We start from the raw sequence: 26,936 nt of genomic DNA on the forward strand, positions 1-26,936 counted from the left end.
CGTGTCAGCAGGGGGTAGTACCAAGGCGATTCTGGCCGCGTTGTTCGCCAACGCCGGCATCGCGGTCAGCAAGTTCGTCGGCTTCCTGATCACCGGGTCGTCGTCGATGCTGGCCGAGTCGGTGCACTCGGTCGCTGACACGTCCAACCAGGGTCTGCTGCTGCTCGGCCAGAAGACCTCGCTGCGCAAGGCCACCCGCCAGCACCCGTTCGGGTTCGGCCGCGACCGGTACTTCTACTCGTTCATCGTGGCGCTGATGCTGTTCACGCTCGGCTCCGCGTTCGCGCTGTACGAAGGCTTCCACAAGCTCCAGCATCCTGAGCCGCTGACCTCGCCGATCGTGGCGGTGATCATCCTGGTGGTCGCGATCGGGCTGGAGACCTACAGCTTCCACACCGCGATCGTCGAGTCGAGGAAGGTCAAGGGCGACGTGTCGTGGTGGGGCTTCATCCGCCAGTCGCGCACGCCGGAGCTGCCGGTGGTGCTGCTCGAGGACGCGGGCGCGCTGTTCGGTCTGGTGTTCGCCCTGTTCGGGGTCGGCCTCGCGACGGTCACCGGCGATCCGGTGTGGGACTCCGTCGGCACCCTGATGATCGGTGTGCTGCTCGGCGTGATCGCGATCGTCCTGATCATCGAGATGAAGAGCCTGCTGATCGGTGAGGGCGCCACCGACAAGGAGCTCGAGGACATCGTCCACGAGCTGGAGTCCGGCGAGCAGGTGCAGCGCGTGATCCACATCCGCACCCAGTACCTCGGCCCCGAGGAGCTTCTGGTGGCCGCGAAGATCGCCCTGCGGCCGGGGCTGGAGTTGGCCGACGTGGCACGCGCGATCGACAAGGCCGAGCTCAGCGTGCGTTCCGTGGTACCGGCGGCCAAACTGATCTACCTGGAGCCGGACCTGGATCGCGTGGGGAAGACGGCGAGCGCGCCGACCGAAAGTTGATCGCGGTACCGACTCCTGACGGGTTGAGAACGCGCTCGGTGACGCCGCTACGGTGACACCGGCATTTCCGTCAACGAGGAGGGAAACCGTGCCGGGTAACGGGCTGTGGCGCACGAAGTCGATCGAGCAATCGATCAAGGACACCGACGAGCCGGATTCCAAGCTCCGCAGGGACCTGACGGCCTGGGACCTCACGGTCTTCGGTGTCGCGGTCGTGATCGGCGCCGGAATCTTCACCCTGACCGCGCGGACGGCGGGTGACATCGCCGGACCGTCGGTGTCGCTGGCGTTCGTGCTCGCCGCCGTCGCCTGTGCGCTGGCCGCACTGTGCTACGCGGAGTTCGCCTCCACCGTCCCGGTGGCCGGCAGCGCCTACACCTTCTCCTACGCCACCTTCGGCGAGCTGTTCGCGTGGATCATCGGGTGGGACCTGATCCTCGAGTTCGCCGTCGCGGCGGCCGCGGTGGGCAAGGGCTGGTCGCTGTATCTGCAGACGGTGCTCGGCTACATCTTCGGCAAGGGCAACGTCACCACGACGGTGACCATCGCCGGGCTGGACGTGGACTGGGGCGCGCTGCTGCTCATCGTCGTGCTGACCGGGCTGCTGGTCATGGGCACGAAGCTGTCCTCGCGGGTCAGCCTGGTGATCACCGCCATCAAGGTGGCCGTGGTCCTGTTCGTGGTGGGGCTGGGGATCTCCTACATCAACATGGACAACTACTCGCCCTACATCCCGCCGGGCGCGGAGTCCGGCGGCGGCAAGGGCGGCGTGGAGCAGTCGCTGTTCTCGCTGATCTCCGGCGGCGACACGAGCACGTTCGGGTTCTACGGACTGCTGGCCGGCGCGTCGCTGGTGTTCTTCGCGTTCATCGGGTTCGACGTGGTGGCGACCACCGCCGAGGAGGCGCGCAACCCACAGAAGTCGGTGCCGCGCGGCATCCTCGGCTCGCTGGGCATCGTCACCGTGCTGTACGTCGCGGTCTCGCTCGTGGTCGTCGGCATGGTGTCCTACAAGGAATTGGCCACCACACCGGGGCCGGACGGCAAGAAGACGATCGCCACCGCGTTCTCCTTCCACGGCGCGGACTGGGCGGCGAACGTGATCTCGATCGGTGCGCTGGCCGGCCTGACCACGGTGGTCATGGTGATGCTGCTCGGCCAGGTCCGGATCCTGTTCGCGATGTCGCGTGACGGGCTGCTGCCGCGCAAGCTCGCGCACACCAGCTCGCACGGCACGCCGGTGCGCGCCACCGTCCTGGTCGGCGCGCTGGTCGCGGTCGCGGCGACGTTCTTCTCGGCAGACAAGCTCGAGGAGATGGTGAACGTCGGCACGCTGTTCGCGTTCATCCTGGTGTCGGCCGGTGTGGTCGTGCTGCGTAAGAAGCGGCCCGACCTCAAGCGCGGCTTCAAGGTGCCGCTGGTGCCGCTGGTCCCGATCCTGGCGATCCTCGCGTGCCTGTGGCTGATGCTGAACCTGAGCGTGCTGACCTGGCTGCGGTTCATCGTCTGGATGGTGGCCGGCGTGCTCGTCTACTTCGTGTACAGCAGGCGGCATTCGTTGCTGGGCAAGCAGATGAGCGGCGCGACGGACACGCCGTCCGGGACGCCGCCGCCGGTCGACGAAGCGGATCCGAAGGCCACTCCCGACTCGTAGGCCTCGACACAACCGACGCGTCGCCGGTCCCCGGTGGGGGCCGGCGACGCGTTTTTGTGGATCTCCGACCGTGGCCCGAGCGTGATCGTCCGGATCCCGACGGTAATAAGTTGGGTACACGTACCTACGGCACCCGTATTGCTCCGCGCGGGGACATATCCGACAGTCGAAGACTGAACCGGCGGCCCACCGCGACGTGAGGTCGGGGAGCGTAGGCCGGAGGGCGCCGGTCAGAAGGTCGTAATCCCTGCTGTGCTTTCTGCTCAAAGAAAGGTCAGTCTATGTTGACGCTGCTTACCGCAGCTGGTTTGGCGCTGTCCACAATACTTGCGCCGATGGGTGGCGACGAATCCCCGGCCAGCACCCCAACGCCGGATAAGATCACCATTAACGTCGAAACGGTCAACGGATCCGGCTGCCGTCCGGGAACGGCGAAGGTGACCCCGTCGCCGGACAAGACTTCGTTTGCCGTCACCTACAGCGAGTACACCGCCGAGGCCGGGGGCGCGGAACCCACGGACATGCGAAAGAACTGTCAGCTGGTGCTGCGGATCAGCATTCCGCAGGGCTTCACCTATGCGATCGCCCGGGCCGACTACGGCGGATTCGCACGCCTGGCCGGCGGCGCGCATGCCCTGCAGCAGGCCAACTACTACTTCCAGGGCTCGTCGGACAACAACGTGTCCAGTCACCCGATCGATGGCCCGTACAGCGACGACTGGCATTTCACGGACCGGGCGTCGGAGCCGGTCTACGCGCCGTGCGGTGCGGAGCGAATGCTCAACATCAACACGGAGCTGCGGGTCAACACCGGCAGTTCCGGCGATGCGCGCAGTTTCATGACGATGGATTCGACCTACGCCGGTGTCAGGTCCAATTACCACTTCCAGTGGAAAGAGTGCTGAGCGAGGCGGCGTTTAACTGATTCTTGTGCGGTTGCCGGTCTACGGGTCAGACCGGCAGCCGCGCATCCCATCGTCGTTGCGTAACATTCCCGGCATCATGCTGAACACCGTGCTGTGCGTCGACGTCGGCTCGACGTGGACCAAGGCCGCGCTGGTCGCCGGGGACGGCCGGCTGCTCGGCACCGCGCAGCACGCCACCACTCCGCCCGAGGTGCTGGACGGCGTCGCGGCCGTCACCGATTCCCTGCACGCGGCCGAATCCGAGGTGCTGGTGTGCTCGTCGGCCGGCGGTGGGCTGCGGCTGGCCGTGGTCGGGCACGAGCGGCTGATCAGCGCCGAGGCCGCGCACCGGGTGGCGCTGTCGGCCGGCGCGAAGGTGGTGCACGTCGCCGCCGGCGAGCTGGACGGCTCGGGCGTACGCGAGCTGCGTGCGGCGGCGCCGGACGTCGTGCTGCTGGTCGGCGGTACCGACGGCGGCGACGAGAAAGTGTTGCTGCACAACGCGAAACGGCTCGCCGCGAACCGGATCACGCCGCCGGTCGTACTCGCCGGCAACGTGGCGGTGCGCGAGGAGGCGCACGCCGTGCTGGCCGCGACCGGGCGGCGGGTGGTGCCGACCGGCAACGTGCTGCCGGACGTCGGTGAGCTGGCGCCCGCACCGGCCCGCGCGGCGATCCGCGAGGTGTTCCTGCGGCACGTGATCGGCGGCAAGGGCCTGTCCAAGGGCACGCGCTTCCTGCGGCTGGTGCGCACGGTCACGCCGGACGCGGTGCTCTCCGGTGTCGGGCGGCTGGCGAAAGTCCTTGCCGCACAAGAGGAATCGGCCGGCGCGGTGCTGGTCGTGGACGTCGGCGGCGCGACCACCGACGTGTACTCCGCGGTGTCCACTGTGGACGATGACACGCCGGCGACGGCGGTGGCACTGCCCCCGGACCGGCGCACGGTCGAGGGCGACATCGGCATGCGCTGGTCGGCCCAGGGCATCGTGGCCGAGGCGCGCACGGAGAAGCTGATCACCGCGGAGGAGGCCGCCGTGCTGGCCGAGCCGGCACGGCTGCGCGCCGAGCAGGTCGATCTCATACCGTCCACAGTGGACGAGTCCGAAGTGGACACCCGGCTGGCGGCGTTGGCCGCGGTGCTCGCCGTCCGCCGCCACCTGCGGCTGATCGGCGGCTGGCTCGGGCCGAGGGGAGCCGGCCTCGCCGTGCTGTCCGGCGGCGTGTTCCGGCACGCCGGCCCGGACGCGCTGGCCACCGTCGAGGCGACCCTGCGCGCCGATCCGGTGCTGCGGCCCGTTCTGCGCGCCGCGGCGATCACGGTCGACCGCGACTACGTGCTCGCGCCCGCCGGCCTGCTCGCCGACACCTCCCGCGAGTCCACCGCCGACGCCCTGCTCGCCACCCACCTCACCCGCTGATCAACCCCAGCTTTGCGGACTTTAGCCCGCTAAAGTACGGCGTTCCAGGGCCGCGGAACGTGACGTGGTGTGATCGCGCCAGGTCAGAGGGCTGTGGATACGCGACTTGACACAGTTCGCCGCGTGTGCCCGCGTACTTAAGCCCGCTAAAGTACGCACACACGCGCTGAGCTGGGCAAATGCGCCCGGGTTGGGTCAGTTGGCGGTGCTCGGGTCCGTGTCCGCGGGCTCGGACCGCGGAGTGGTCGCCGTGGTCGAGGAGGCGCCGTTCTGGGTGGCGCGCAGTGCGGGCAGGCCGGCGTGCCAGTCGGTGGTCGGCTCGGTCGGGTCGAGCCCGGCGGCGAGCGCGATCGCGCGGTCCCACTCGGGGTCGGCGAAGTACTCTCGGTGGCCCAGCACGCCGGGCACCCACCGCCGGCCGGGGAACGGCCCGGCGAGCGGGTCGGGCAGCCAGTGGTCGCCGCCGAGGATCAGCGCACCCGTCGGCGCGCGGGTGGCCGGCGGCAGCGGGCCGAGCGCCCCGTCCGGCCGATAGCCGACGCCCAGCAGCTCGCCGTCGCACACCTGCCGCTGCCACGTCGTCACCGCGCCGCCGAGGAAGTCCGTGCCACGGCACAGCGCGCGCCATCGTCCGTCGAGCCCGCCGGCGAGTGCGGCCAGCGCGGTGTGCGGCACGACGGCGGGGAACGCACGGGGGTAGGCCCACTGCAACTGCGAGCCGGCGGTCACCAGTCCGACGCGCTCGCGATCGGCCGGCGGCAGCGTCTCCATCAGCCGCGCCGCGGCGAACGCGGCCAGCAGGCCACCCTGGCTGTGTCCGGTGAGCACCACCCGCACGCCCGGATCGCGCAGGTGCTCGCGCGCCCGCGCGGCCAGCTCCGGCACCACCTTCAGCGCGTAGCACGGCGGCACGGTCGGGTGCGCCTCGCGCGGCCAGAAGCAGGCGAGGTCGGCGATCACACCGAGCTGACGCGCGGTCTCCTTCGCTTTCACCGCAATGTAAACGGCACGCAGCAGCCCGGCGGCGAGCAGGCCGAGTGCGAGCACGCCGAGCCCGGACAGTGGCTCGGTCCAGCCCGGTGGGTCCACATTGGACAGACGCATCACCAGCGCCAGCGCGGATCCGATCAGCAGCACGCCCGCGGTCACCAGCGCGACGTGGTGCACGTGCGCGCGGCGCCACCGCGCCCACCACCACGCGTGGTTGGCCAGCGCCAGGTCGTCGGGCCGGCCGTCGTGCAGCAGCGCCGCCTCCGGATCGACCAGCCCGCGCCGCTCCCTGCGCAGCCGGTACAACACGACCAGCCCGATCACCGGCGTGGCGACCAGCACGGTCAGCACCGCGCCGGCGCCCCACAGCAGGGTCAGCGACTGGTACCCGCGAGGCAGCTCCAGCCCGGGTGCGTCGATCAGCCGGCGCACCGCGATGCCCAGCCCCGCACCGAACCCGCCGCCGAGCAGGCAGGCGATGCCCAGCACGGGCGCGGACATCCAGCCGCCGGCCCACGGCCGCAGTTCGCGCGGCCGGGTCGCCCACATCGGACGCGCGAGCAGTGCGGCCGGAAGCAGCAGGACGGCGAACACCACGCACACCACGAACATCGCCGCCGCGATCAGCTCGGCGGTGGAGTCGGTGCCGGAAAGCCTTGTGGGCAAAGGATTCGTGCTCGCGCCGGCGGCGATGACGAGCGTCACGCCGAGGCCGATCAGCAGCCGCCGGGGGATGCGGCCGAACGAGGCGCGCAGCCACCGTCCGCCGCGCTCCGGTGTGGCGCCGGTCGGGTCGTCGATCAGCAGCGCGCCGGCCAGTGCGAGCACCAGCAGCACCATCGCGGTCGTCCACAGCACTCCGGGCAGCGCGCCGGACGGTGGGCTCAGCGGACCGCCGAGCGGCAGCAGGGACACCGTGGCCAGCGCCGCGACCGTGTGCAGGGCGCGCAACGTGGGTGTGTCCGGGTCGGCGGCGAGCCCGGTACCGGGCATCTGCCCGCGCACGTGCCGGTCCTCCAGCTTGCGGGCCGACAGCAGCGAGGAGTCGCCGGTGATGTCCCAGCACGCGGTGGACACCCGGTGCAGGGTGAAGATCACGAGCAGCACGGGGAGCAGCCCGAGCAGTGCCCGCACGGACGGTGTCTCGCGCAGCCAGTCCGGCGCTCCGGACAGGCACGCGGCACCGGGCGAAAGGCATTGCGCCGCAAGGAGATCCAGGCTCACCACGGCGACCTGGGTGACCAGCAGCATGGTCAGCAGCAGCGCGGCGATCCGCAGCAGCGACCGGATTGCCAGGCCCAGCACGGTGGCCGCGCGGCTGTTCGGCGCGACCGGCGGCAGCATCCAGTGCGCCACGTTCGCCAGGGAGAACGGGAACAGCAGCGCCCACGCCGACTTCGCCAGGCCGCCCGAGGTCATGCCGCCCCAGACGTAACCCTCGACGATGCGGGGCAGCGAGCGGCCGTTGGCCCGCAGCATCGGCCCGGGGGCGGGTCGGCGGAGCCGGTCGGCCGGTCGCACGATGCGGCCGAGCCGGTCGCCGCCGACCTCGACGGCCGCCACCGAGTCGACCAGTGACTCCGCTTTCGTGCCCATGATTCCGTGCACGCGCAGCTCGACGACGCGAGTGTCCGGTCCCGGTGGCAGCAGCACCGTCCCGCCTCCCTCGCGCTCGGCTCCCGTCCCTGTTCACACGGTAGTGTCATGGCGTCGCTGATTCTTGGAGGACGCACACGATGACCGTTGAAGATACGCGCACCACGCCCGGTTACGCCCGTACCGTCGGCGATCTCGACTTCGCTGTTGCGGATCTGTCGCTGGCGGAGTTCGGCCGCAAGGAGATTCGGCTGGCCGAGCACGAGATGCCAGGGCTGATGGCACTACGGCGAGAGTACTCCGAGGTGTACCCGTTGCGGGGCGCGCGGGTCTCCGGGTCGCTGCACATGACGGTGCAGACGGCGGTGTTGATCGAGACCCTGGTGTCGTTGGGCGCCGAGGTGCGGTGGTGCTCGTGCAACATCTTCTCCACCCAGGACCACGCCGCGGCCGCCACTGTGGTGGGCCCGCACGGCACGCCGGAGGAGCCGAAGGGTGTGCCGGTGTTCGCGTGGAAGGGCGAGACGCTTCCGGAGTACTGGTGGGCCACCGAGCAGATGTTGACCTGGCCGGGTGGCGAGGGTCCGAACATGATCCTCGACGACGGTGGGGACGCGACCTTGTTGGTGCACAAGGGAACCGAGTACGAGAAGGCCGGTGTGGTGCCGTCGGCGGAGGCGGACGATCCGGACGAGTGGAAGGTCATCCTGGAGACGCTGCGCGCCTCGCTCGCGGCGGACTCGTCACGGTGGACTCGCCTCGGTGAAGGTGTGAAGGGTGTTACCGAGGAGACCACCACCGGGGTGCTGCGCTTGACGCAGATGGCGGCGGCCGGTGAGTTGTTGTTCCCGGCGATCAACGTGAACGACTCGGTGACCAAGTCGAAGTTCGACAACCGCTACGGCATCCGGCACTCGCTGATCGACGGGATCAACCGTGGCACCGACGTGCTGATCGGCGGCAAGGTCGCGGTCGTGGCCGGCTACGGCGATGTGGGCAAGGGCGCCGCCGAGTCACTGCGGGGTCAGGGTGCCAGGGTGATCGTGACCGAGATCGACCCGATCTGCGGGTTGCAGGCCGCGATGGACGGCTACCAGGTCCGCACGCTGGACGACGTGGTGGGCGAGGCCGACATGGTGATCACCACCACGGGCAACAAGGACGTGGTGACCGTCGAGCACATGGCCAAGATGAAGCATCAGGCGATCCTGGGCAACATCGGGCACTTCGACAACGAGCTGGACATGGCCGGTCTGGCGCGCTATCCGGGTATTCACCGGATCAACATCAAGCCGCAGGTTGACGAGTGGGTGTTCCCGGACGGGCACTCGATCATCGTGCTGTCCGAGGGTCGGCTGCTGAACCTGGGCAACGCGACTGGGCATCCGTCGTTCGTGATGTCGAACAGCTTCTCGAATCAGGTGATCGCGCAGATCGAGCTGTTCACGAAGAACGAGGAGTACGACAAAGAGGTGTATCGGCTGCCGAAGAAGTTGGACGAGAAGGTGGCTCGGATTCATCTGGATGCGCTGGGTGGGGAGCTTACGAAGCTCTCGAAGGACCAAGCTGAGTACATCGACGTTGATGTGGATGGGCCTTACAAGTCGGATCACTATCGGTACTGAGTTCGCTTTCTGACGTTTGGCTGCCGCGGCGGTCGCCGGTTGGTGTGACACAGTGCGCGGGTGTTCCGGCGACCGCCTTGCCAACGGGATTTGGGCACGCCTTTTGCTTTGTGGGTCACCTTAATGGGTGACGTTTTTGGGGCTGGGCGGCGGTAGAATTGTGGTGTGTTGGTAATAGGTGAGGAAATGTCTTGGGACGCGGTTCTTGAAACCGCGCCTCGGGTGTTTGGCGAGCCTGAGTTTGATTGGTCGGATGGGCCGTTTTCGCCGGATGAGGCGAGTACGGTGGCGGAGTTGGAGATTGTTGAGCGGGATAAGGCTGCGTTGTGTGCTGATGAGGTTCGGCTGCTGGCTCGGTACGACCAGTTGCGTGGTGGGGTTGAGAATGTGTCTGAGGAGATTGGGCAGGCGTTGAAGTGGGCGCCGGGGCATGCTTCGCATCAGGTGGTGATGGCTGAGGCGTTGGTGGCTCGGCTGCCGGCGACGTTGGCCGCGTTGGGGCGGGGTGTGATTGATTGGGCGAAGGCTCGGGCGATGTATGAGGTCACGCGCCCGTTGTCCGACGAGCACGCCGCGCAGGTGGAAGCGGCTGTGTTGGCGGATGCGCCGCGTTACTACAAGAACTTTCGGGACAAGGTCAACCAGTGGGTGAAGAAGGTCGACCCTGACGGTGCGGAACAGCGTCGGCTGGTGCGTCGCAAGGATCGGTGTGTCACCTTCAAGGTGGAGGATGACGGGGAGGCTTTCCTTGGTATTCGGGGGCCGGTGGAGCAGTTGTATCCGGCGTATGTGCGGATCGACCAGCACGCGCGTCGGTTGAAGCAGCAGGGTGACGCGCGCAGCCTGGATAATTTGCGGTTCGATGTCGCGATGGATCACTTGTGCGGGGAGAATCAGTCGCATATCAAGACGATTGTGTGGGTGACCGTGCCGCACACCACGCTGTTGGGTGTGGATGACAAGCCGGGTGAGCTATTCGGCGTCGATACGCTGCCCGCGCAAGTCGTGCGGGAGTTGGCGGCCGATCAGAAATCGACGTGGCGGCGAATTCTCTATGATCCGGCGACCGGGATGATCACTGATGTGGGGGCGGAAGCGGTATCCGCCGGCGGCGATGGCCGAGAATGTGCGATTGCGGTTCCGCAGATGTACACATCCCGGGTGTGACAGGCCGGCCACACGGTGCCAGATCGATCACACCCTCCGGCACGCCGACCATGGCCGCACCTGTTTGTGCAATCTGAACCCGCGCTGCGAGCGGCACAACCTGTGCAAGGAGAAGCCTGGCTGGCAGGTCGAACAACCCGAACCCGATGTGGTGATCACCCGCAGCCCACTCGGGCATGAGGCAACCGTGCGCGCGGAGCCGATCGCCGATCCCGACCCACCACCCTTCTAGCCGCTACTCCGTTCAGGTGGGCGGCGTAACGACGCGCCCTACACGCTGACCAATCCTCGCGCGAGACGAGTCGATCTCGTCTGATCGCTGAGGAAATCGCATGGAGGTACAGGGCAGGCGCCGTGCTGTCGCACGCGTGGGCACACACCGGTCGCCGAGTGCGCAACCCGAACTTCGGGCCAGGTTGCCGGACGGCGCATACGACTGGGCGGTGCGGGGCGAGGACCGGACCGACGCGTCGTCGTGGAGCCCGACGTGCCGGATCGCCGTCGACTCGACGAAGCCACCAACAGGTTCTCGAGGTGACGCCCTGACCGTCCACTGTGGATCGTCCATAGTGGACACTTGAGATGTGTGTCGAACTGCTTGTGTTCCGGCGGTGCGGCTCGTAATGGCGGGCTAGGGTTCCGCGCATGTCGCTACCGGAGTACCCAACCATCACGCGTGACACCTCGGGGTCGCGTTCGACCACCGTGCTCGTGTGGTGCGCGGCGGCCAGCGTCGCGCTGCTGTTCACCAAGGCCAGCAACCTGTTCGAGATCGTCCCGCTGACCGCGCGAATGGGTGCCACGCTCACCGAGAGCTTCGCGACCTACGCCGTACTCGCCGCTCCGGCGATCGCGCTGGTCGTGTGGCAGCTCACCCCGAGGCGTGGCTGGCCGTGGCTACTACTCGCCGGCGCCGTGCTGGCCGCGCCCGCCTCGTTGATGCAGGTGTGGCACGCCCTGTACGCCGACTGGATGGACGACATCCTGATCATCGCGACCGGCGCCGCTCCGGCGTTCACGGTCGCCGGCCTGTGCGGGGCGGCCACGGTGCTGTGGCAGGCCGGCAACCGCGCGGCCGGCGGCACACTGGTCGGCGCGACACTGGTAGTGCAACTCGTCGCGCCGGTGGTGCTGATGAGCGGGGGCTTCGACGCGCGCGAGACGATCGCCATCGTCGGTCTGGTGCTCGTGGTGCCCGCGATCGTGGGCGCGGCCATCACCGTGTCGGCGTCGACCGTCATCCCGTCGAGCGTGCCCGTCCGACCCGACCTGCGCACCACGATTGCCGGCGCGGTGGCAGCCGTGACTCCGGCGCTGTTCCCGATTCTGCAGCCGAGCCGGCAGGAGATGCGGAGCAACCCGGACACGATCAGCGACTACTTCCTCTACTGCGGCCTGATCGCGCTGGTGATCGCGATCGCGGCGGGCATGGCCGCCGGCCTGCTCAACCTGCTCGCCTCCGCCGCACTCGGCCTGCTACTCGGGGCGTTCGGCATGATGATCATGCCGTCGGTCGAGGTGCTCAGGGAATTCGCCGTGGTCGCGATCATCGCGGCGATCGGCAGCGTGGTGATCGGCGTGCTGGTCGCGCAGTCCCGCTGGCGATTCCAGATCGGCATGGGCGGCCTCGCCCTCGTCGTGGTGGGCCTGTTCGTGTTCTTCCTGATGGTCAACAGCGACGACGTGCGGTCTTACCGCGACTTCCTGGACGGTGCCACGCCGGTTCTCGTGGTGATCGGCGTGATCGCCGCGCTGTCCACGGTGACCTCGGTCGGGTCGGTCGTGGCACGGCGGTCCGACACACCGGCGATCGTGGTCGGACTCACCGTGCCGTTCACCGTCGCGGTGATCGGGCTCATCACCTGGCTGATGCTGACCGCGCCGGACGACAAGGCACCGCTGACGAACATGCTCCCGGCGTCGGCCGCCGGTGTGCTGATCGCCGGCGTACTCGTCGCGATGATCGTCAACCGGTACGGCGAGTCACAGCGGACCGATCACCGGCCGGGCAGCGACACGATCTTGTAGATCCGCACCGGCTTGGCGGGCGCGCCATCCTGCGACCCCGGCGGGCTGATGCCGGCGGCCACGATCCGGTCGAGCGTGTCCATGCCGTGCGTGACCCGGCCGAGCACGGTGTAGTTCGGCTTGATGTTCGCGTGCGAGTGCACGATGAAGAACTCGCTGCCGTTGGTGCCCGGCCCCTGGTTGCCCATCGCGACCGTGCCGCGCGGGTAGGTCTCCTTGCCGGTCACCTCGTCGTCGAACTTGTAGCCGGGCCCGCCCTCCTCGGCGCGGTAGATGTCACCGCACTGGAGCACGCCGAGCCGGGCGGAGTTGGTCAGCCGCCAGCACTGCGAGTCGTCGTAGAAGTCGTTGCGAGCCAGGTGCGCGAAGTTGTGCACCGCGCACGGCGCGTTGTCCCGGTTCATCACCATGACGACGGCGCCGTGGTTGGTGAACATCAGGATCCGCACGTCGCCGTGCGACTTGGCCTTGGCGCGAGGCGGGTCGACGGGCCGCGCCGCCGGGTTCTCCGGGGTCGGCGTGAACGTGCAGTGCACCGGCTTGTGGCCGGGAGCGGCCTGTGCGGGAGCCGCACAGAGTGTCGCCGTACCGAGCATGACGGCGGCGGCGATGGCGATCCGGGACATCGTTGTCATGCGGTCAACGTAGCGCCTGCCGACCCGGTGATCGAGTCCCTTCGCTTGTCCGGACAGTCGAAGAACAGTAGCGTTCACAAATGTGTTCAGACAATCGACGAAGCGGGTGGCCTTCGCCGCCACCGCGATCGCGGTGGCCACAGTGGCCGCCATCGTGCCGTGGTCCGCGCAGGCGGACGGTCGGGCCGACGATCACAGCGACACACTGCGTGTCCTCATCGGTCACCATAACCACGCCGGCCCTGGCGCGGTGGTGGTCGCGGGCAACGGCGCCGGCCCGTGGCACCTGTGGGCCGGAGCAGGCAACGTGCCCCAGAACAAGCCGATCGGCCCCGCCGACCGGATCCGGATCGCGAGCCAGACCAAGACGATGACCGCGGCGATCGTGCTGCAACTGGTCGGCGAGGGCAAGATCGACCTGGACTCGCCGATCGAGCGGTATCTGCCCGGCCTCGTCCAGGGCAACGGCTACGACGGCAACAAGATCAGCGTCCGGCAGATCCTCCAGCAGACCGCGGGGCTCGCCGAGTTCGTCAAGGGCGGCGACAGCATCAACCGCACCTACACGCTGGAGCAGCTCGTCCGCGCCGGCCTGAGCAACCCGCCGGCGTTCGCACCCGGCACGAGCTGGGGCTACTCGAACACCAACTACGCGGTCGCCGGGATGCTCGTCGAGCGGATCACCGGCACGTCGGTCAACGCGGCGATCGCGGATCGAATCACCGTGCCGCTCGGCCTCTCCCAGACCCGGCTGCCCGCACCGGGCGACCACACGATCGGCGCACCCGCCACGCACGGCTACTCGGGCTTCCAGAACGGCTCGATCTTCTTCTGGCAGGACGTATCCAACAGCTTCGAGCCGTCCTACCTGTCCAGCGCCGGCGGGGTCGTGTCGACTCCGGAGGACATGGCGAAGTTCGTCAGCGCGCTGGTGGCCGGCAAGGTCGTGCCGCAGGCGCAGCTCGCCGAGATGCGCAAGATCGTGCCGACCCCGTACTGGGACGGCTACGGGCTGGGCCTGACTCGCCTGGAATTGCCCTGCGGCGGCGAGGCGTGGGGCCACTACGGCGACTGGCTCGGCTACTCCTCGGGCACGATGGCCACCGCCGACGGACGCTACGCGTCGATGGTGACCAACACTCGGGTCGCGACCGCGCTGCCCGAGGGTTCGACGCGTGACAACGTGTTGGAATCCGCGCTCTGCGGCAGCGGGTGACACCTGTCTCACCCGGCCCCGAGCGCTCCGAGGCGCTCGGGGCCACGGCCTGTTCGTCCCATATCGTGTGTCCCATGAGCACACACTTTGACGTCGTGGTCCTCGGCGCCGGGCCAGGCGGCTATGTCGCCGCGATCCGGGCGGCACAGCTCGGTCTGTCGGCCGCGATCGTGGAGACCCAGTACTGGGGCGGGGTCTGCCTCAACGTCGGGTGCATCCCGTCCAAGGCCCTGCTGCGCAACGCCGAACTCGCGCACATCTTCAACCACGAGGCGAAGACGTTCGGCATCCAGGCCAACGGGGGAGTGACCTTCGACTACGGCGCGGCGTTCACCCGCAGCCGGCAGGTCGCCGAGGGGCGCGTCAAGGGCGTGCACTACCTGATGAAGAAGAACAAGATCGCGCAGTACGAGGGCTGGGGCAGCTTCACCGACGCGAACACGCTGCGGGTGAAGCTGAACGACGGCGGCTCGGAGACGATCACCTTCGGCAACGCGATCATCGCGGCGGGCGCGACCACGAAGTTGTTGCCCGGCACCAAGTTGAGCGAGCGCGTGGTCACCTACGAGGAGCAGATCCTCTCCGACGAGCTGCCGGACAGCATCGTGATCGCCGGCGCCGGCGCGATCGGCGTCGAGTTCGCCTACGTGCTGCACAACTACGGCGTGCAGGTGACCATCGTCGAGTTCCTGGACCGGATGGTGCCGCTGGAGGACGCCGAGGTGTCCAAGGAACTGGCCCGCCAGTACCGCAAGCTCGGCATCGACGTGCTCACCTCCACCAAGGTGGAGTCGATCGACGACAGCGGCGACAAGGTCACGGTGACCGTGTCGAAGAACGGCCAGCAGCAGACCATCGAGACCGACAAGGTGTTGCAGGCCATCGGGTTCCAGCCGCGGGTGGAGGGCTACGGCCTGGAGAACACCGGCGTGAAGCTGACCGAGCGCGGCGCGATCGACATCGACGGCCGGTGCCGCACGAGCGTGCCGAGCATCTACGCGATCGGCGACGTCACGGCGAAGCTGATGCTGGCGCACGCCGCCGAGTCGATGGGCGTGATCGCGGCGGAGACCATCGCGGGTGCGGAGACCATGGAGCTGGACTACGCGATGATCCCGCGCGCGACGTACTGCCAGCCCCAGGTGGCCAGCTTCGGCTACACCGAGGAGCAGGCGCGCGAGCGCGGCTACGACGTGAAGGTGGCCAAGTTCCCGTTCACCGCGAACGGCAAGTCGCACGGTCTCGGCGACCCGACCGGATTCGTGAAGCTGATCAGCGACGCGAAGTACGGCGAGCTGATCGGGGGTCACCTGATCGGGCCCGAGGTGACCGAACTGCTGCCCGAGCTCACCCTGGCCCAGCAGTGGGACCTGACCGTGCACGAGGTCGCGCGCAACGTGCACGCGCACCCGACCCTCGGCGAGGCGGTCAAGGAAGCGATCCACGGCCTGGCCGGCCACATGATCAACTTCTGACGATGGCACGCGTACTGGTGATCGGGCTGGATCCCGCCAAGATCGAGGGCTGGGATCCGGCGCCCGTCCAGGCGGCGATCGCCCGAGGTCAGGCCCGGTTCGACGATCTCGGCATCGAGTCCGACATGTGCCTCGTGGTGCCCGACGAGAACCCGGAAGCGGTGATCGTCGAGGCGCTGACCAGTGCCGAGTACGCCTGCGTGGTGATCGGCGGCGGCATCCGCAAGCACGAGCCGCTGCTCGAACTGTTCGAGAAGGTGGTGAACCTGGTCCGGCGGCACGCGCCCGGCGCGGCCATCGCCTTCAACAGCGGCCCCGAGGACACCGCCGACGCGGCTCAGCGCTGGTTGAGCTAGGACTACAGGGCCTTTCCGGCAAATCGTGAGCCACGCTAACGGGTCGAGCCCGCTGAACCTTTTAGCCGCGCTAACGGGTTCAGCGGGCTCGACCCGGTTGTAGCCCTGTCGTACTAAACGGGCGGCAGGGCGAGCCAGTCCTGCCAGGTGATGTCGCGGCCCAGGTAGCGGGCCTTCTGGAAGGGCCAGTCGGCGGCGATCCATTGCGGCACCAGCGCGTCGAGCGCGCGTTCGACCTCGCCGCCGACCAGGTCGTCCACCACCCACCAGGCGATCTCGCCGTCCGAGCCGGTGCGCTCGGGCGGGTCGATGTAGACGCAGCCGAGGATCGCCGTCTCCGCCTCGTCCAGCAGTGCGTAGTTGAACGACTCGTGCGCGGCGATCTCCTTCTCGTGCCGCAGCAGGTCGATCCGGTCCTCTTCGTAGGTCATCGTCGCCGTCGGCCAACCCCAGGCCGGGCCGAAGATCTCCCACAGGCGCTCCCGCGAGCCCATCACGGCGGGGTAGTCGATCGCGGTGTCCGCCTCCCGGATCGGCCGCAGGTGCAGCGCGGTTCCGGGCACCGGGACGTGCACGGGGTGGACGAAGTCGTCAGGCAGCCAGCTCATGCGGCCGAGACTACGTCCGCCCTCGGCGTCACCGGGGCGCGTGCTTGGCTTCGTCCAGCTTCTCCTGGTTGTACTGGTAGTCGATGGAGTCCGCGTACGCCTTCTTGCTCCACTGGTCGAAGCCCTCGCTGAACTGAATGTCCCCGGTGACCGCGCCGACGATCCCGCCGATGATCCCGCCGACCGGGCCGTACTCCCTGTTCCCCTCGGCGGCACCCGCGGTGCTTCCGACCGCGGCTCCGACGTAACCCATGCCCACCATGCCGATGCTGCGGATCACTCCGGCTTCGATCGTCTGCTTGCCTCTGGCGACGTTGTACAGCTCGTCGCCGACGGTCAGGATGTCGCCGATGATCGGGACCGCCTTGCCGCCGATCGCCGGCGCCGCGAACCGGGCGTCGGACGGCACCGTGGCCCGAGGCCGCCCCGGTCCTTCGTAGTCGGCGAATCCCGGTGGCACCGCCTGGGTCGTGACCCCGGACGGCAGCCCCCGCTCCAGCTGTCGCACGAGCCAGAGCATCATGTCGCGGTTCGCGCCGGAGGTCTTGGCCATCTTGTCGAAGTACGGCCCCAGCTTCGAGGTCGAGACGGATTTCGCCGAGGCGATCTCCGTGTACGTCCTCGCCTCGATGTCCAGGTCGTTCAACACCGTGACTACGCGCCGCCGCGCCGTGTTGTGGTGGTCGATGCCCTTGAGCACCTTCTGCGCCGCGGTCCCGCCGACCTGCCAGTTGTCCAGGTTGAATTCCTTCCGCGGGGCCAGATCGCCCTGCAGGTTCGCGTGTGCCTCGTCCTCTTTCTTCCTGGCGCTCTTCACGATGTCACTGCACTCGTTGAACACCTTGACCCGCTCGTTGAACACGTCGACCCTGGCGTCGTAGGCCTTGACCCCCTGGTCGTACGCGGCCCGGTTGTCGGGGGCGAAGTCGTCTGGCTTCTTCGGCGGCGAGCCGACCATCGCCGCGTGGTCGGGCGGCACGATGGTGAAGTCGGTGACGGTCAGCCCGCCGGCCCGTGCCTTCGCCAGCGCCTCGTTCATGGTCTTGACCACGATGTCGATCGAGTCCGCGAAGTCCGTCATTCCCCTCGCGTACAACTCGCAGGTCAACGCGAGGTCGTCGCAGTTGTCGCGGGGGCCGCGCATGACGTCGATGAACCTCTGCTGCGCCGGTCCCCACCAACCCGCGCTTGCCGTCTGCCTACTGCCCTGGGCGGCGTTCCCGGCCTCGTGCGCACCCTTGCCGAGCGCCGCGAAGTCGGCCGCCACCTGCCTGCACCCACCGATATCGCAGACCACCATGGTGTTGATGCTCATCAGTTGGGCCACTTCCGGCCGGGCAGGTAGTTGCCCCGCTCCGGCGCGTCCCACAGACCACCCGGGTCAGAGGCCTCGCCCGACGGCAACTCCCGCAGGCGCATGTTCCCCGCCTGAGTGTTCTCGATCTCGCCGTAGCTCCCGAACGTGTAGTTGATCTTGCTGGCGTTGTCCTCGAGCACCTCCGCCAGGACCACACGCGCGGTGTTGACCAATCGCACCGCCGCACCGACCTGCGCGGAAGACTGCCCCGCGAAGGCGACACAGGGCTGCTGCGCACCCATCGCGTGGTCCAGCGACCTGGCGGCACCCTTGAGCTGCTCGGCGATCCCCGGCAGCACTCCCGGGTCGAATCCGTATCCGTCGGGCATGTGTCCCACTCCTCTCAGCACACGTCGCGGTGGGCCCAGTCCACGACCGGCCCGCTGTATCTGAGTTCCTGGTCGAGCACCGCGTCGAACAGCACGCCGTGCGCGCCCGCCTCGGCTGTGACGGCGTCCAGGTCCTCGGGGTTCACGCGAATCGCCGCCTGATGCTCGCCGCAGCACGCGCGCAGATCCTCCAGTGAGCCGTACGCGAGCAGCATCGGCTCGCCCGGCCGCACGGCGTACAGCTCCACCTGCGCGGCCCTGGCGCCGGGCACGACCGGCAGGGAGGGGATCCACGCCTCGGTCAGCGGGGGGACGTGCTCGGCGTAGGCGAGCGGCTCCATCTCCCGGACGTCCTGCTCGGCGTAGCGCTCGCCCTCCGGGTGCCACGCGTCGATCGCGACCAGCACGGTCGCCTCCATCCTGGCGGGCAGCGCGGACAGCTCCTCCTTGCGCAGGCGCACCCACGGTTGGGCCGGCCCGCACGACTCCACCAGTTCCCGTGGATCGGAGTAGGCGAACAGCAGGACCTCGTGCCGGTCGGTGCGGCGTCCCTCCAGACCGCCGCCTCGCAGGCTCAGCACGAGCAACTCGTCGTCGCCGCGAAGGTCCTCCGCGGCGATCAGCGTGGCGCGCTCCAGCGGTGTCGGCACGACCTGACGGTAACCACGGCCGGCTTCGTGGTGTGCCGTCCGAACAACCCTCAGGCGCGGCTCGATTCGGCCGAGAAAAATCTTCCGCCGATGTCGATTAGTTCCGATCCGGTTCGACGTCTACATAGAAACGGAACTCCCACCGACCATCGGAGATCGCGATGTCCGCCCAGCTGCTCACCCTGCCGGTCCCCTCCCACACCACTCCTGACCTGCACGTTCCGCCGGAACGCCTGCACCGGGACCTGGCCACCACGCTGGTCGCCGAGGACCTCGCCGAGCAGGAGTGGCGGCTGGACTCGCACGAGCGGCTGACCTGCTCGGAGCACGGCCAGTGGCTGCACCGCTGCGTGCACGCCAAGCCGCACGTCAACAAGATCACCGGCTACCGCTGGTGCCGCCCGTGCCGCGCCGAGCTGGAGGTCGCGGTGGACGAGATCGACGGCACGGTCACCGTGCACTGCCCGAAGTGTGACCGCGGCGCCGAGACCAAGGCCGACTTCCAGCTGATCTCCGCCTGCCGGCAGTCGCTGGACGCCGCGCACACCGCCCGAGCGGCCGTCGCGGCCTGATCGACGCCCGGCCGCCCGGTGGGAGTTCCGTCCTAATGCCGAGCGGCCGTCACGAGTCTCAGTACCGAGGACAGCCACGGCGTGTACGCGTGCGGGTCGTCCGCCATCGCCGAGTGCACGTGCGCCGGGTCGAGCCAGGTGTAGTCGGACACCTCGGCCGGGTCGGGTGCCGGCTCGCCGTCGGTGAGCGTGCCGAGCAGTACGTGATCCCATTCGTGCTCGACGAAGCCGCTGCCGGTGTCCGCCGCGCGATAGGTGAACGAGCCGACCTCGGTCAGGGTGGCCGTCAGCCCGAGTTCCTCCGCGAGCCGGCCGACCGCCGCCTCCTCGACCCGCTGCCCTGGAGCGGGGTGGCCGCAGCAGGTGTTCGACCAGCGCGAGGCGAACCGGGTCTTCACCGGTGCGCGGCGCTGCAGCAGCAGCCGGCCGTCCGGGTCGACGAGCTGTACGGAGAACGCCCGGTGCAGTCGTCCCGGCGCGGTGTGCGCCTCGGTGACCGTGCACGTGCCGATGCCGACGCCGGTCGCGTCCACCAACTCGACGGGGAGCTGTTCGCGTGAATTTCCCATATAGCCACCTTGTTTGTTGATTTTTGTCACCCGCGGCCTCGGATGGTGTACCAAAGATCGCGACGACCCGAGAGTGTGACGTGCCACAGGCAGAAGGGTGCCCGGCCACATGGTGCGACTTGTGACTCCCGCGCGGCCTGGAGCCGCGGTCTGGTGGATCCCGCGCGGCGAACGGCCGTGGGCCGATTATTGGGTGGCACAAGACGCTAGCCGTCGGCGTGATCAGCTACTAGCCTGCCCTCGGTCAGCGCCGACTGTGACGAACTCGTGAATTATCTGTTCCCCCGCCGGATACGACACGAACGGACCGACCAATCAACTATGACCACGACCCCCAACGGTATCGTCCGCAATTCTTACGAACGCGACGTCTGGCGTTACTACCACGAAAAGCGGCAGGACATGATCAACCTGCTGCCCGGCGAACCTGACGGCTTCTATCACCACCATTTTGGTATCGGTGATTTCGACCGTTCCGTCGCCGACCTGCCGGAAGTGGAGCGCGAGCCGAAGGTCTTGGCGGAGATCCATCGACTGGAGAACGCGCTCACCGACCTGATCGTCGACGCGTTGGACACCGTCGGACCGGAAACGCGGATCCTGGACGCCGGCTCCGGCCGAGGCGGAACCAGCTTCGTGCTGCACGACAGGTTCGGCTGCTCGGTCGACGGCGTCAACTTCGCCTCTTATCAGGTGGAGTTCGCCCAGGAACTGGCCAAGGCCAGGGACTGCGCGGACAAGGTGCGGTTCCACCAGCGGAACATGGTGGACACCGGATTCCCCGACGACTACTTCGACGTCATCGTGACGAACGAGACCACGATGTACGTGGACCTGCCCGAGGCGTTCCCGGAGTTCGCGCGCGTACTCAAACCGCACGGCCGCTACGTGCTCATCACCTGGTGCATCAACGACGCCGTCTGCGACGGAAGTTCGGACATCGATCAGATCGACAAGAACTACGTCAGCAAGATGCACCCGCGCAGCGGTTACTTCGCCGAACTGGCCAAGCACGGATTCGTGCCCAACCACGTGTTGGACTTCAGTCGGGACGCCGTGCCCTACTGGGAACTGCGCCAGCTGTCAAAGCATCGCACCGGAATCGAAGACGCGTATCTGTCCGCGTATCGGCAGAACGCGATCCAGGAAATCCTGGTGGCGACCGACTACGTGCCCACCTCCGCCGAGGGGCGAGGCTGATGGGTCGGACACTGTGTGCCCAACCCGTCAAGGACCGCGTCGACGCCGAGCTGATCGCGTTCTTCGACGCGACCGCGAACTCGATGGAACCCGATGCCGCCGAACTGCTGGTCCCGTTGCGGGCGATGCTGACCCGTGGCAAGCACGCGAGCACCGCGTTCTGCCACAACACCTATCGGGCACTCGGCGGCGATGACACCGCCGCCGTCTGGCCGAAGGTGTGCGCCGCGTTGGAACTCGCGCACCTGGCGATGCTCACCCACGACGACGTCATCGACCGCTCCGCCACCCGCCGCGGCCAGGACGCCGTGCACCGCGCCTACGCGAGCCAGCACCTCGCGGCCGGGTGGACCGGCGACGCCAGCCGGTACGGCATGGACATGGCGCTGTGCGTCGGCGACCTGCTGGTCATCCAGTCCGAGACGCTGATGGACTCGGCCAGCCCGGACACCGCGCAGGCCAAGGCCCTGATGCGGGTGATGCGCCAGATGTACCGGGACGAGGTGTACGGCGAGACCCTCGAACTGCGCGCCCAGCAGGACCGCGTCTACCAGCCCGACCGCTGCGCGAAGGTCGCCCGCTGGAAGACCGGCCGCTGGATCGCGTCGGTCAGCGCCTGCGGTGCCGTGTCCGCGCACGCCGATCCGGAAACCGTGGCGGTCATGGACCAGTTCGGCGAGCTGATGGGCTTCGCCTACCAGATGCGCGACGACCTGCTCGGGGTGTTCGGCGACTCGGCGGTCACCGGCAAGCCCACCATGGACGACTTCCGCGACGGCAAACCCACGGTGCTCATCGCGCTCGCGATCAGCCAAGCGGACGCAGCCGGTATCGAGACCATCGAGGAGCTGTACGGGAAGCCGACGCTCAGCGAGGACGACGGAGACGTCCTCCGCGCGGTGATCGAGGAGTCGGGCGCGGTCAAGAGGGTGGAGGAGATGATCAACGCGCACATCGGGAAGGCGGAGGAACTGCTGTCCGCACACCGTGCCGAGAGCTCCGACCTGCTCGCCCTCGCCCACGCGGCGCTGAACCGGTCGTCCTGAGAGGCACGCTCGATGGAGGACCGGATTCGCCGGACGCACGAGCTGATCGGACCGGCCCTGCGGGCCCAGGTGGACGCGATGCACCCGGACCTGGCGCGCGCGGTGGGCTATCACCTCGGATGGTGGGACGAGCACGGCACGCCGTCGCGGGCCTACGGCAAGGCGTCCCGCGCGACGATCTGCCTCGCCGCGTGCACCGCGCTCGGCGGCCGGCAGTCCGACGCCGTGCCCGCGGCGGCCGCGCTGGAGATGGTGCACCAGCAGTCGCTGATCCACGACGACATCATCGACGACGACACCCTGCGCCGGGGCCGGCCCTCGGCGTGGACGGCGTTCGGGACACCGGTCGCGATCCTCGCGGGCGACTCGATGGCCGGCGCCGCGTTCGCGCTGCTGGCAGCGAAGGACGGACATGCCGCCGATGTCCTGCGATCGGCCTATCTCCGCGTGTGCGACGGCCAGGCCGCCGATCTGGCTCTCGAAGGAGATCTGACCGCCACCCCGGAGGCATACGTGGAGATGGCGCTCGGCAAGGCCGGCGCGCTGTTCGGCGCGTCGACCGCGATCGGTGCCGTCATGGCCGGGGCCGACCAGGACACCGTTGAGCGGATGCGGCAGGCCGGCATCGACATGGGCGTGGCGATGCAGGTGGTCGACGACATCCGGTCCATCTGGCAGCCGAGTTCGGGCACCGGCAAGACCACCAAGGGCGACCTGGTCCGCGGCAAGCTGACCTACCCGGTGATCGCCGCCCTGCGGTCGCCGGACTCGGACGAGCTCGCCGCACTCCTACGGGACCCGCAGGAGTGCGACACGGTCAAGGCGGCGGCACTGGTGGAGGACCTCGGTGGCCGGGCCGACGCCGAGGAGTTCGCCGCGCAACGCCTGCGCCTCGCGCTGGGCGGGCTGGCCGCCGTGCCGATGAGCGACGAGGGCCGCGAAGACCTGCTGCGGGTTTTCACCTGGGCGTCCGCCACGCATCTGCTCACCCAATTCTGACAATCTCGAAGGGAGCGTCCTCGATGCGCGATGCGATCGAACGGGCGGACACGATCGTCGGGGAGTTGGACAACCGGCCGGTCGCCGGGTCGGCGTACTCGACCGCGTGGGCCGCCAGACTCGTCCACGACGACGGTCGGCCGGTGTTCGAACAGGCCCGCGAGTGGCTGCGAACCCACCAGCACGCGGACGGCTCGTGGGGCAGCGCTGTACCGAACGCGTACGACCGGCTGGTGTGCACGCTGGCCGCCGTGCTGACCCTGTCCGAGGTGCCCGGCGAGTGGGCGGCCGGGGCGGTGCGCGCCGGGGTCGACTACCTCCGCGAGCACGCGGCGGACTGGCGGGACGCGCCTGGGCAGATCATCGGGTTCGAGATCGTCGCGCCGTACCTGGTCGAGCAGGCGCGCGCGGCCGGCCTGCTGGAGATCGACTCGCGCACCGAACTGGCGCTGCTGCGCGAGGAGAAGCTCGCGCTCGTGCCGGAGGGTGCGCTGACCAGTCAGCCGACGGCGCTGCTGTACTCGCTGGAGGCGTTGGACGATCTGGTCTCCGTGCCCGACGTGTTGAAGTTCGCCGCGCCGGACGGCTCGATGTCCAGCAACCCCGCCGCGACGGCCGCGGTCTGGGCGGCGACGAAGGACCCGGCGGCGTTGACATACCTGCGGGACGCGGCCCGATCCGCCGGTGACGGCGGGCTGCCGGAGATCTATCCGATCGACGTGTTCGAGCCGGCCTGGACGATCTACCTGCTCGATCGGGCCGGCCTGAAACCGAGCGGCGTGCAGCAGCACGTCGAGCGCTTTCTGCGACTGAGCGGCGAGGACGGCGCGCCGCTCGGGAGCAGTGCGGACTTCCCGCTGCCGGATTCCGACTGCACCGCACTGGTCGCGATCGTCGCGCACTCCTTCGGCTACGAGACCACGCCGCTGCTGGAGGCGCTGCTGCCGTTCGAGCGGGACGATCATTTCGCCGGCTTGCCCCATGAGCGGTTCGCGCCGGTGAGCGGCAACGCGCACGTGCTGGAGGCGCTTTCCCAGCAGCCGCACCGGTTCGCCGCACAAATCGGCAAGACCCGGGACTTCTTACTTGACGCCCGGCGCGAATCCGCGTGGTGGCACGACAAATGGCATTTCTCCGACCACTACGCCACCGCGCAAGCCGTGTTCGGACTCGCCGGCGCCACCGAGCCGGGCACGCTCGCGGGGACCTGGCGGTGGCTGCTGGACGGCCAGCACCCGGACGGCTCCTGGGGTGCGGCCGGCGGGCAGGCCGAGGACACCGCCTACGCCGTGCTCAGCCTGGACGCACTCGCGCCGCACCACGGTCCGGTGCCCGAGGACACCTATCGCCGCGCGCACGCCTACCTGCGCGAGCACCTCGACGCGCCGGACTACGCCGAGTTGTGGATCGGCAAGAGCCTGTACACGCCGCCGACCGTCGTGCGCGCGGCGGTCGCCGCCGCCTGGGTCATCAGCGGGCAGGCCGACGATGAGTGAGCCGACCTACGCGACGGCCGCGCAGTGCGTGCACCTGTCCGCGCTGGGCCTGGCGGCCTGTGCAGACCTGCAGCGCTGGGCCGCCGAGGAATGGCCCACCTTCCCGCAACTGCACCTGGCCGGCGCTGGCTACGGCGAGGCGATGGTCGCCCCGTGGGCCACGGCGGACCAGGTGCGGCTGACCGGCCGGATGTGCGTGTGGGCGCACGCGCTGGACAAATTCGTCGACCGCGAGATCACCGAGCGCGCCCAACTCGACGATTTCGTCGACCGCTGCAATACCGTCGTCCGAACAGGCGAACCCGATCACGGTAATCAGTTGCTTCGGATTCTGTCCGACTGGCAGCGGGAATTCGCCGAGCTGCCGGACTATTCGCCGCTGGCCGCGGTGTGGGAGCGGAAGTTCGATTCCTGTCTGCGCGGCCACCAGTACAACTGGGTCGTGGGCTCGGCGCGCGAGCGGGGCGAGGAACCGGAGGTCGATGTCGCCGCGTACCTCGCGCACTCCGACAGCGTCGCGGTCGGACTGGTCCAGGTGCCGCGGTGGGTGGCCTACGGCGGCGCCGAACTGCCCGACCGGTTGGACGTGCTGCTCCCCGCGCTCGACCACATCGCGGTGGCGGTCCGGCTGGCGAACGACCTCGCCACCATCGACCGGGAGCGCGACGAGCCGGGGCAGAACAACATTCTGATGTACGGCGTCTCGCCGGACTGGGTGCGCGCCGAGTACGTCGACCGGGTGGCGGCGGTCCGGCGGCGCCTCGCCCCGCTCGTCGAGGAGAACTTCATGCCGGCGATCGGACTCGTCCGGCTCGCCGAGTGGTCCGTCGGCGTCTACGAGCGCAGGGACATGGCCCCGGCCATGTCGCTCCCCGCAGCAGGAAGTGAGGCACGAACCCGGTGAACACGCGGAATACGACCCCAGCCGATGTCCCGGTTCGGGATTTCAACCATCACGCCGATCCGGATCTCCGTATCGACCCGTTCGCCACATTCGACCGATTCCGCGACGAGCGGGTGTTCTGGACCCCGGAACTGGACGGTTTCTGGGTTCTCACCCGTTATGACGACATTCGCGCGGTATTGCGGGACACGGAGCGATTCTCCAACGAGAGCACCGCGATTCCGCCGATCGACTGGAATGGTCAGCGGCTGATACCGGTCGAACTGGATCCGCCGGACCACGGCAAGTACCGCACCCTGCTCACCCGCTATCTGAACGGCCCCGCCAACGCCGTGCTCGCCACGGCCGTGGAGAAGGAGTGCCTGCGGCTCGTCGAGCGTCTCGCCCCCGCCGGCGAGTGCGAACTCGTCGGGGACTTCGCCCGCAAGCTGCAGAACGCCCTGCTCGGTGCGATGTTCGACGAGCCGGGCGAGGAGGACGACGTGCCCGACTTCGGGCGGTTGTCCGACGACCTCGTGCAGGCCAGCGAACCGGCCCGCCGCAGCCGCGCGATCCGCGACATCATGGCCTACCTGCGGCGGGCCATCGCCGGGCACCAGACGCGGCGCACCGACAGCACCTCGCTGATCGCCTCCCTGTCCGGCGCGGAGATCGACGGCCGGCCGCTCAGTGAATCCGAGACGCTGAACATGGCGTTCCTGATGACCATGGCGGCCATCGACACGCTGACCAGCTCGATGAGCTTCGGCTTCCGCTACCTCGCCGAGCATCCCGCGCACCAGCGCCGGCTCGCCGAGGACCCCGGTGCCGCCGCCGCGGCCGCCGACGAGTTGCTGCGGTTGCACTCGGTGGTCAGCATCGCCCGCATCGTCGCGCGTGACACCGAGTTCGCCGGCGTCCGGATGCGCGCCGGCGAGCGGGTCATGCTCAGCCTGTCACTGGCCGGACGTGACCCGCACCAGTACCCGGAGGCGACCACCGCGGACTTCGATCGCCCGAACCGCGCCAGCCACCTGGCGTTCGGCTTCGGCGCGCACCGCTGCGCCGGCGCGCGCATCGCCACCGGCGGAATGATCGCGGCACTGCGCGAGTGGCACGCCGCCATTCCGGAGTACTCGGTGCGGCTGGGAACCGAGCTGGTCACCGGTGGCGGCGCGGCCGCCTCACTGGAAAGCCTGCCGCTGGTCTGGAAAACCTGA

24 protein-coding genes are annotated in these 26,936 nt (G+C 68.7%); 17 read left to right on the forward strand and 7 right to left on the reverse strand.

Annotated elements, in window-relative coordinates:
- The first annotated feature begins 1 nt into the window (after position 1).
- The 4 genes from EV193_RS25300 (at position 2) to EV193_RS25315 (ending at position 4,919) form a co-directional block, all read left to right on the forward strand.
- Complete coding sequence (locus tag EV193_RS25300; protein WP_130347189.1) at positions 2-943, forward strand: cation diffusion facilitator family transporter; 942 nt, start codon at positions 2-4, stop codon at positions 941-943.
- A gap of 88 nt (positions 944-1,031) precedes the next feature.
- Positions 1,032-2,597, forward strand: coding sequence for an APC family permease (locus EV193_RS25305; protein WP_130347191.1), 1,566 nt, complete (start codon positions 1,032-1,034; stop codon positions 2,595-2,597).
- Positions 2,598-2,878: 281 nt separating this feature from the next.
- A complete protein-coding gene (locus tag EV193_RS25310; RefSeq protein WP_130347193.1) occupies positions 2,879-3,502 on the forward strand; it encodes a DUF4360 domain-containing protein in 624 nt (207 codons plus the stop codon).
- A gap of 97 nt (positions 3,503-3,599) precedes the next feature.
- A complete protein-coding gene (locus EV193_RS25315) occupies positions 3,600-4,919 on the forward strand; it encodes a glutamate mutase L (RefSeq protein WP_130347195.1) in 1,320 nt (439 codons plus the stop codon).
- A 195-nt stretch (positions 4,920-5,114) separates the two neighbouring features.
- On the opposite strand, the gene EV193_RS25320 is transcribed toward EV193_RS25315, so the two are convergent.
- Positions 5,115-7,562: a lipase family protein gene (locus EV193_RS25320; protein WP_242613658.1), complete on the reverse strand. Its 2,448-nt coding sequence runs from the start codon at positions 7,560-7,562 to the stop codon at positions 5,115-5,117.
- An 83-nt stretch (positions 7,563-7,645) separates the two neighbouring features.
- Here EV193_RS25320 and ahcY point away from each other — a divergent pair, with 83 nt between their 5' ends.
- From ahcY to EV193_RS25335, 3 genes are all read left to right on the forward strand, one after another.
- Positions 7,646-9,130, forward strand: coding sequence for an adenosylhomocysteinase (gene ahcY, locus EV193_RS25325; RefSeq protein ID WP_130347197.1), 1,485 nt, complete (start codon positions 7,646-7,648; stop codon positions 9,128-9,130).
- A 186-nt stretch (positions 9,131-9,316) separates the two neighbouring features.
- On the forward strand, positions 9,317-10,297 hold the full coding sequence (locus EV193_RS25330) for a DUF222 domain-containing protein (RefSeq protein WP_130347199.1): 981 nt from the start codon (positions 9,317-9,319) through the stop codon (positions 10,295-10,297).
- Between the two features lie 645 nt (positions 10,298-10,942).
- On the forward strand, positions 10,943-12,325 hold the full coding sequence (locus EV193_RS25335) for a hypothetical protein (protein WP_130347201.1): 1,383 nt from the start codon (positions 10,943-10,945) through the stop codon (positions 12,323-12,325).
- Here the strand turns inward: EV193_RS25335 and EV193_RS25340 are convergent.
- A complete protein-coding gene (locus EV193_RS25340) occupies positions 12,295-12,951 on the reverse strand; it encodes a peptidylprolyl isomerase (RefSeq protein WP_130347528.1) in 657 nt (218 codons plus the stop codon). The genes EV193_RS25335 and EV193_RS25340 overlap by 31 nt on opposite strands.
- A gap of 91 nt (positions 12,952-13,042) precedes the next feature.
- Between EV193_RS25340 and EV193_RS25345 the strand changes: the two genes are divergently transcribed.
- The 3 genes from EV193_RS25345 (at position 13,043) to EV193_RS25355 (ending at position 16,007) form a co-directional block, all read left to right on the forward strand.
- Positions 13,043-14,176, forward strand: coding sequence for a serine hydrolase domain-containing protein (locus tag EV193_RS25345; protein WP_130347203.1), 1,134 nt, complete (start codon positions 13,043-13,045; stop codon positions 14,174-14,176).
- 74 nt (positions 14,177-14,250) lie between these two features.
- Positions 14,251-15,651 carry a dihydrolipoyl dehydrogenase gene (lpdA, locus tag EV193_RS25350; protein WP_130347205.1) on the forward strand — a complete coding sequence of 467 codons (1,401 nt, stop codon included), beginning with the start codon at positions 14,251-14,253 and terminating at the stop codon, positions 15,649-15,651.
- Positions 15,652-15,653: 2 nt separating this feature from the next.
- Positions 15,654-16,007 (forward strand): hypothetical protein, encoded by a 354-nt coding sequence (locus EV193_RS25355; RefSeq protein WP_165401502.1) that lies wholly within the window; start codon positions 15,654-15,656, stop codon positions 16,005-16,007.
- 113 nt (positions 16,008-16,120) lie between these two features.
- On the opposite strand, the gene EV193_RS25360 is transcribed toward EV193_RS25355, so the two are convergent.
- The 4 genes from EV193_RS25360 to EV193_RS25375 are packed head-to-tail and all read right to left on the reverse strand — an operon-like array spanning position 16,121 to position 18,951.
- Positions 16,121-16,615 carry a GNAT family N-acetyltransferase gene (locus EV193_RS25360; protein ID WP_130347207.1) on the reverse strand — a complete coding sequence of 165 codons (495 nt, stop codon included), beginning with the start codon at positions 16,613-16,615 and terminating at the stop codon, positions 16,121-16,123.
- Positions 16,616-16,643: 28 nt separating this feature from the next.
- Positions 16,644-17,930 (reverse strand): hypothetical protein, encoded by a 1,287-nt coding sequence (locus EV193_RS25365; RefSeq protein ID WP_130347209.1) that lies wholly within the window; start codon positions 17,928-17,930, stop codon positions 16,644-16,646.
- Positions 17,930-18,301 carry a hypothetical protein gene (locus tag EV193_RS25370; protein WP_130347211.1) on the reverse strand — a complete coding sequence of 124 codons (372 nt, stop codon included), beginning with the start codon at positions 18,299-18,301 and terminating at the stop codon, positions 17,930-17,932. The genes EV193_RS25365 and EV193_RS25370 overlap by 1 nt, the downstream gene beginning before the upstream one ends.
- Before the next feature lie 14 nt (positions 18,302-18,315).
- Positions 18,316-18,951, reverse strand: a complete 636-nt coding sequence (locus EV193_RS25375; RefSeq protein WP_130347213.1) for an SAV_915 family protein — start codon at positions 18,949-18,951, stop codon at positions 18,316-18,318.
- 161 nt (positions 18,952-19,112) lie between these two features.
- On the opposite strand from EV193_RS25375, the gene EV193_RS25380 reads away from it, so the two are divergent.
- On the forward strand, positions 19,113-19,523 hold the full coding sequence (locus EV193_RS25380) for a hypothetical protein (protein WP_242613659.1): 411 nt from the start codon (positions 19,113-19,115) through the stop codon (positions 19,521-19,523).
- A gap of 32 nt (positions 19,524-19,555) precedes the next feature.
- Here EV193_RS25380 and idi read toward each other — a convergent pair whose 3' ends face one another.
- Positions 19,556-20,092, reverse strand: coding sequence for an isopentenyl-diphosphate Delta-isomerase (gene idi / locus EV193_RS25385; RefSeq protein ID WP_130347215.1), 537 nt, complete (start codon positions 20,090-20,092; stop codon positions 19,556-19,558).
- Between the two features lie 321 nt (positions 20,093-20,413).
- Between idi and EV193_RS25390 the strand changes: the two genes are divergently transcribed.
- The 6 genes from EV193_RS25390 to EV193_RS25415 are packed head-to-tail and all read left to right on the forward strand — an operon-like array spanning position 20,414 to position 26,936.
- Positions 20,414-21,292, forward strand: a complete 879-nt coding sequence (locus tag EV193_RS25390) for an SAM-dependent methyltransferase (RefSeq protein WP_130347217.1) — start codon at positions 20,414-20,416, stop codon at positions 21,290-21,292.
- Entirely contained in the window at positions 21,292-22,338 is a 1,047-nt protein-coding gene (locus tag EV193_RS25395) for a polyprenyl synthetase family protein (protein ID WP_130347219.1), read from the forward strand. Before EV193_RS25390 ends, EV193_RS25395 begins: the two co-directional genes overlap by 1 nt.
- A 12-nt stretch (positions 22,339-22,350) precedes the next feature.
- The gene (locus tag EV193_RS25400) at positions 22,351-23,337 is read left to right on the forward strand and encodes a polyprenyl synthetase family protein (protein WP_130347221.1); all 987 of its coding nucleotides are present in this window, start codon (positions 22,351-22,353) and stop codon (positions 23,335-23,337) included.
- Between the two features lie 23 nt (positions 23,338-23,360).
- On the forward strand, positions 23,361-24,833 hold the full coding sequence (locus EV193_RS25405) for a prenyltransferase/squalene oxidase repeat-containing protein (protein WP_130347223.1): 1,473 nt from the start codon (positions 23,361-23,363) through the stop codon (positions 24,831-24,833).
- Positions 24,826-25,737 carry a terpene synthase family protein gene (locus EV193_RS25410; RefSeq protein WP_130347225.1) on the forward strand — a complete coding sequence of 304 codons (912 nt, stop codon included), beginning with the start codon at positions 24,826-24,828 and terminating at the stop codon, positions 25,735-25,737. Before EV193_RS25405 ends, EV193_RS25410 begins: the two co-directional genes overlap by 8 nt.
- Positions 25,734-26,936: a cytochrome P450 gene (locus EV193_RS25415; RefSeq protein WP_130347227.1), complete on the forward strand. Its 1,203-nt coding sequence runs from the start codon at positions 25,734-25,736 to the stop codon at positions 26,934-26,936. Before EV193_RS25410 ends, EV193_RS25415 begins: the two co-directional genes overlap by 4 nt.

This window comes from Herbihabitans rhizosphaerae (assembly GCF_004216555.1).
GTDB classification, from domain to species: Bacteria; Actinomycetota; Actinomycetes; order Mycobacteriales; family Pseudonocardiaceae; genus Herbihabitans; species Herbihabitans rhizosphaerae.